The organism is Methanococcoides sp. (assembly GCF_030594565.1).
In the GTDB taxonomy this organism is placed as follows: domain Archaea; phylum Halobacteriota; class Methanosarcinia; order Methanosarcinales; family Methanosarcinaceae; genus Methanococcoides; species Methanococcoides seepicolus.
Genome location: NZ_JAUVEY010000134.1, coordinates 1 through 5,830, shown reverse-complemented (window position 1 = coordinate 5,830; position 5,830 = coordinate 1). Strand labels below are relative to the sequence as shown.

At 43.1% G+C, this 5,830-nt stretch carries 5 protein-coding genes; 1 reads left to right on the top strand and 4 read right to left on the bottom strand.

Going from position 1 to position 5,830, the window contains the following annotated elements:
* From QAS77_RS09910 to QAS77_RS09900, 3 genes are all read right to left on the bottom strand, one after another.
* On the bottom strand, nucleotides 1–401 hold a 401-nt coding region (locus QAS77_RS09910), incomplete at its 3' end, for an Hsp70 family protein (RefSeq protein ID WP_305065311.1).
* A gap of 106 nt (nucleotides 402–507) precedes the next feature.
* The gene (gene grpE / locus QAS77_RS09905; RefSeq protein ID WP_305065309.1) at nucleotides 508–1,056 is read right to left on the bottom strand and encodes a nucleotide exchange factor GrpE; all 549 of its coding nucleotides are present in this window, start codon (nucleotides 1,054–1,056) and stop codon (nucleotides 508–510) included.
* Nucleotides 1,057–1,218: 162 nt separating this feature from the next.
* The gene (locus tag QAS77_RS09900) at nucleotides 1,219–3,159 is read right to left on the bottom strand and encodes a glycoside hydrolase family 15 protein (protein ID WP_305065307.1); all 1,941 of its coding nucleotides are present in this window, start codon (nucleotides 3,157–3,159) and stop codon (nucleotides 1,219–1,221) included.
* A gap of 269 nt (nucleotides 3,160–3,428) precedes the next feature.
* On the opposite strand from QAS77_RS09900, the gene QAS77_RS09895 reads away from it, so the two are divergent.
* On the top strand, nucleotides 3,429–4,970 hold the full coding sequence (locus QAS77_RS09895; protein WP_305065305.1) for a glycosyltransferase: 1,542 nt from the start codon (nucleotides 3,429–3,431) through the stop codon (nucleotides 4,968–4,970).
* A gap of 81 nt (nucleotides 4,971–5,051) precedes the next feature.
* Here the strand turns inward: QAS77_RS09895 and QAS77_RS09890 are convergent, their stop codons facing one another.
* Nucleotides 5,052–5,468: a heat-shock protein gene (locus QAS77_RS09890; protein WP_305065304.1), complete on the bottom strand. Its 417-nt coding sequence runs from the start codon at nucleotides 5,466–5,468 to the stop codon at nucleotides 5,052–5,054.
* Nucleotides 5,469–5,830: the final 362 nt, after the last annotated feature.

Genomic DNA, 5,830 nt, shown 5'->3' with positions numbered 1-5,830 from the left:
GCATCCTTTGTTGCCTGTCTTTGTGCATCATTGAAGTATGCAGGTACGGTAATTACAGCCTGTGTGATGGTCTCGCCAAGATACGCTTCTGCATCCTCTTTCATCTTTCGCAGGATCATTGATGAAACTTCTTGTGGTGTGTGGTCCTTGCCATGGAGATTTACTTTGTAATTTGGCTCACCGACATGTCTTTTGATCGAACTTACTGTGTTGTCAGGGTTTGCGATCAATTGCCTTTTAGCGACCTGTCCGACAAGTTTCTCTCCCTTCTTTGAGAATCCCACAACTGACGGGGTTGTTCTTCCACCTTCTGCATTTGGAATTACGGTAGGCTCCCCACCTTCGATGACTGCCATGCATGAATTGGTTGTACCAAGATCTATTCCGAGTATCTTTGCCATATTATTACCTCTTGTTAGTTTGTTTGTAAGTATAAAGTTAATTTAAGTTAAGTTGAGTTCAGTTAAATTTGATATTTGGGATCTATCATTTGTTGCTTTTTATCTGCTACTTTTCAGACTTGTTCGAATCGTCTTCCGGTTTTTTTGCAACCGTGACCATTACAGGTCGTATGACCTTTGAATGCAACATGTATCCGGGTTTGTGAACATCAATTATCGTGTTGTCAGGGTATTCATCGGTCTCGATATGCATCATTGCTTCGTGAAGATATGGGTCGAATTCTTCTCCCTTACATTCGATCTTTTTGACCCCTTCCTTTTCGAGGATCGAGATGAACTGTTTGAGTACCATCTCAACACCTTCAACTATGGATTTTGAGTCATCTGCCGATTTTGCAGAGTGCAGGGCGCGTTCGAAGTTGTCACAGACTTCAAGCATCTCCACCATGAGATTTTCAGTTGCATGTTTTCGTAACTCTTCCTTTTCGCGTTTGCTTCGTTTCCTGAAATTGTCGAATTCTGCACCAAGACGCAAGAGTTTGTCGTTAAGTTCTGCGATCTCATCTTCGCTGGATTGCTCTTCGACCTGCTCATCCACTGGTGCATTTTCCATATCAGGCTCAACATTATTATCTTCACGGTTTTCTTTATCCATTTATTGGTGTCCTCGCCCGGAATGGCGTAATGCTGTCGTTCTTCAGGAACAAATGATTGTTTGTACTTCTATAAAAGCATTTTGCTAAATATAGTAGCTCCCTGATGATATATCAACCCGAATTCCCATGTTGCGTGTTCATAATATGGCACCTTTTCATCACTATTTTTCCAATGACCTGGCTTTCTCGACAAATGATTTAACAGTTACTACAAAAGTGGCATGAGCCCATGTCAGGGGACTGACACTTAATGGACTTCCGTCAAAAGGATTCAGTTGCTCTGCCAGGATACCTGTCTGTGTAGCGTGGTCTGTGACCCACAGCAGGATCTCCCTTGGTTTTTGCAGATCGCTAATACACTTTGCCTTCTGGATGTGCCACTGGGCCACCCAGAGGGTACAAATGAACCAGGGATTGCCGGGTATAACTTCAGGATCATACTCTGTTACCTGGTGATAAGCATCCTTATAGAATCGGGCAATACCCCCAACATCCGTCTTTACTGACAATTTGTTTTCTATATATTCCATGGTATTGACCACCCTGATATCATCAGGGGGCAGTACATTGAACTGAGATACGGCATAGAGGCTGGCATCTATGGTCTCATCCCGTGGGTTAATGCTTCGTAGGAATCGCCCCAGTTCTTCATCGTACAGATGTTTCTCAATACCATCTTTTACTTCCACGGCAGCCTTGCTATATTTCCTTGCAAGATCATCATCCCCATACAATTCTGCAAATCTGGCAGCACATTTCAGACCTGCGTATACGGTCGAAGATGTATAGGTATGAACTGCCCGATTCTCCTCCCAGAGATTGTAACTGGGTTTTGGAAGCCCTGTGTCCGGATCACGATACCTTGTCATGAATTCAGCAGCCGGCTTTACGATCGAGTAATAGAGTGGATCAACAGTTTCAATGCATCTTGTTGTCTTGTAATGGTTCCACAGTGCAACGACTATAAGCGCAGTGCTGTCTTCCTGTATTGGAAGCTGGATACTTCCATCATGAGCGAGCCATGGCATCCAGCCGCTTGCAAGGGTACCGGTGGGATTGTACTTTTGCAGGAAATACCCATGCTCACTGATGATGTCGTGACAGTACTTGAAAAACACATGCACAATTCCGGAATGAAGTGTCATGTCCATCGCCATGGCGATGAATGCACTGTCCCGCGGCCACATGTAACTGTATGAATCCATGTTGAACCTTTCAAGGATATCGCTATCATTGGCAGCGATAATCGCCCCACCGTTGTCGATCTGTGACCTTATGACAAGAAGGCTGTGCTTGAACAGGTCTGTCACCTTTGGCGGAAGGTCAAAAAAATCATACTTCTCTTTGTTCACCCATGAATGATAGTACTGCTCGGCTTCGGTCATCATTTGCTCAGGAGTTCTTTCAATGATCATCTCATTGATCCGCTTAACATCAAAAAATGTTTTTCCTGCTGCAATCCAGTAATATATTGTTTTTGTCTCACCAGCTTTAAGGTGCTGAGAGAATCTCACAAAACTGTTCACTGCTCCTATCTGAATGGAGTTCATGTTAAGTTCTGCCGACCTTATTAAACCGGAATCATACTCTTCTTTGGGGCTGATATCATACTGGTCGAAATGTGGTGAGCCATTGATAAGGAAATAGCGGGAGCGCTGGTAATGTATTATAGATTGCACTGCCGGATCATAGATACCTGTATCACCCATCGGGTGCTCGTAAAGTGCAATGTCATGTGAGAATAGTAACTTAAATTCAATATCCTTTGTATCAGTGTTTGTTATTTCTATCCTGCGAATAAACACGTTTTCGAAAGGATGAACACATTCGTTGAATCGCAGATCAATATCAAGCCGGTCATTGCGGTAGTGGGAGTCGGTTACCAACATATCTTTCTTATAACCAAGCCTGTGGACCCAGTCATCTCCTATCAGGGAGACCATGTTCATATTTTTCCCCTCAACCACCACTCCTACCCGGCAATGTTGACCATTTACGTGGTTCTCGTCCCCCACATGAGGAAAGTACATGTCCCGTATGCTCGCGTTCAGGTCAAGGTTCACTAGCAGAGACCCATTTCCGACAACAAGTGGTTTTGGCATTTTGTTCACAACCTTTAACTGAGATTAGTGCTATGTTAGTAGATGGTTATTAGTAATTTAAATGGGGCTTTTGAATAATACATTGGGGTAAAATTATTTTGGAATTATCTGGGATATGACGTTTTGTGATGGATGCATCATGTAAACTGTCGCCATACATCAAACTTTTACCCCCAAAGTCAATACATTGTATAACCATATATACTTAATGTGACTGTGGGCGGGGGCGAGCAGTTTATTGTATTAAACGTTACAGGGGGAGCAGGAGAATGAAATTTGGACAGCAAAAAACAGATGGAATGAGTGTGGGTTTTCTCTCATATGAGTATCCACCTAATATTTATGGGGGGGTTGGAGTTCATGTAAATGAACTTACCAGACATTTGGCCCAGAGTATCCAGCAGGTGCATGTGTTCACATCATATGTTGAAGAATTGAAGAGCCAGAAGGCAGGCAGTGTGTATGTGCACAGATCATCGAAACCGTTAGTGCCGGCATCGAACCGTTCCAGTAATGCGTTTGAAAAAAGAACATCCAACTTTAACTTTTACTTTAACGTGCTAGTGATGATGGAAAAGTACATTTCCAGTGAAAAACTTGACCTGTTGCATTCGCATGGCGGATTAAGCCAAATAGCTGCAACGGAAGCACAAAAGACCACCCATCTACCTCCAGTGATGACTACTCAAAGTGCCGGGATCAGCAGACCCAATTCAGATCGGCTAAGTGTTGTTATGGAACAAGATATGGTGGACGAAATGGACATCCCAATCACAATGTCAAGATCCATGCGAGGAGAATTGAATCAATCCTTTGGTGTGGATGGATTGGATGGGCAGAAAGTGGAAGACGTGTATGCACACAGGTCATCTAAATTTTTAGTACCGGCATCGAACTATTCTAAAAAGGATTTTGAAAGGATAATAACCAATATCAACGTAGCTGGCATGGTGGAAAAGTACATTTCCGGTAAAAAACTTGACCTGTTGCACTCTCATGGGGGACTGATCCAGATGGCGGCAACGGAAGCACAAAAGACCACCCATTTGCCTCTGGTGATGACGGCTCACAGTCTCGAGATCAACAGGCTCAGGCCAGACAATCTCAGCATTTTGATGGAACAGAATGTAGTGGACAGGGTTGACAGGTTCATTGCAGTATCGGGATCCATACGAAAGGAACTAAACCAGACTTTTGGTATCCGTTATAACAATATCACGGTCATACCAAACGGCGTGGATACTGCTGTCTTCAAGCATCAGAATGCTGATGATATCCGCAGAAAATACCGGCTTGATAATAGGTTTGTTGTGCTGTTTGTTGGCAGGGATGACCCGCAAAAAGGTATGGGGCGTCTGGTCAAAGCCGTGAAAAAACTTGCTGAGCGAATACCTGAGATCATGCTTGTCATGGTCGGTCAGCAAGATACCTATTTTGATAAACATATCCTCTGCCTCCCGCGCGTTAGCAGGAGCGAACTCGTCAAGTTATATTCCCTTTCCGACGTGTTTGTTCTGCCCAGTGTCTACGAGCCTTTCGGTATAGTCCTCTTAGAGGCCATGGCATGCGAGACCCCGTGTATCGGGATCCGGGTCGGTGGCATACCTGATATTATAGACCATGACAGAACCGGGCTTCTGGTAGAGCCAGAAAGTGATGAGGGTCTTTCAGATGCAATCGCCAAATTATATTGCGACCCTGAGAAACGATATAGAATGGGCAAAAATGGAAGAGAGAGGGTGATCTCATGCTTTGACTGGAAGAAGATCTCAGCGAAGACCATTGAAGTATATCAGCAGGTACTGCATTAAAATAGTCCAATTAAATCCACACATCGTATTCTATAAAAACAACGTGTTGCAGAGTGGTAACGAACCTGACAGATGGTAAATTTAAGAATATTGGTTCTGCAGTTTGTGTGAGAGCATCCTGATTATGACCATACTGGCAACCATGCATATTGCAAGTGCAGATGTAACCTGTTCCCAGCCAAGCGTATCGATCCCGCCATCAAATATATACACAATTCCACTAAAGAACGATGCTGCTGCAAATGTGGCAGCAAATGCTGCAATGCAGCCTCCGATAAGAGAACCTACATGGTCGGCACCTCGCTCCTCGAAAAATACCGAACCAGTGATGAATACCACTGCAAAGATCAGAAGCAGCAAAGCGATCGGCATGGGACTTGATCCTGTGGTCACCATGTGAATTATGCCCAGAGCGACTCCGATCATGAACACTGCCATTGCTGTAGATATCGCAAGTGCCTGAACAAATGGATTATCGTGTAAAATTTCTATATTCATCCCTCGTTTATAAAGAATGATGTTGATAGTATATATTTATTATTACAAAGATAGAGGGGGGTTTGGGTGATGTTTGTTTTTGTGGATGTGAGAATAGTTATGTGCAGTTAATGTGTTTATCAGGGTTTAATCGAAATTCTCCTAAGTGTTTTCCTTATATTATATCTTATCGTATCCTTTTTTGAGCGAGAAAATGCTCGCTATGCTCGGATTAACTCGCACTATATATTTATAAAATATATACTATGAAAAAAGAACGGGCATGGATTTTGTTGACAAACACCATTTTAAATAAATAATGGCATTACAATGTTATTGAAAAAGCACTAGAAGTTTAACCAATCAACCAACCCAAAAAATGT

Excerpts from the sequence above, each read along its gene's own strand:
- QAS77_RS09895 (WP_305065305.1), top strand. The coding sequence starts at position 3,429 with ATGAAATTTGGACAGCAAAAAACAGATGGAATGAGTGTGGGTTTTCTC.
- grpE (WP_305065309.1), bottom strand. The coding sequence starts at position 1,056 with ATGGATAAAGAAAACCGTGAAGATAATAATGTTGAGCCTGATATGGAA.
- QAS77_RS09900 (WP_305065307.1), bottom strand. The coding sequence starts at position 3,159 with ATGCCAAAACCACTTGTTGTCGGAAATGGGTCTCTGCTAGTGAACCTT.
- QAS77_RS09890 (WP_305065304.1), bottom strand. The coding sequence starts at position 5,468 with ATGAATATAGAAATTTTACACGATAATCCATTTGTTCAGGCACTTGCG.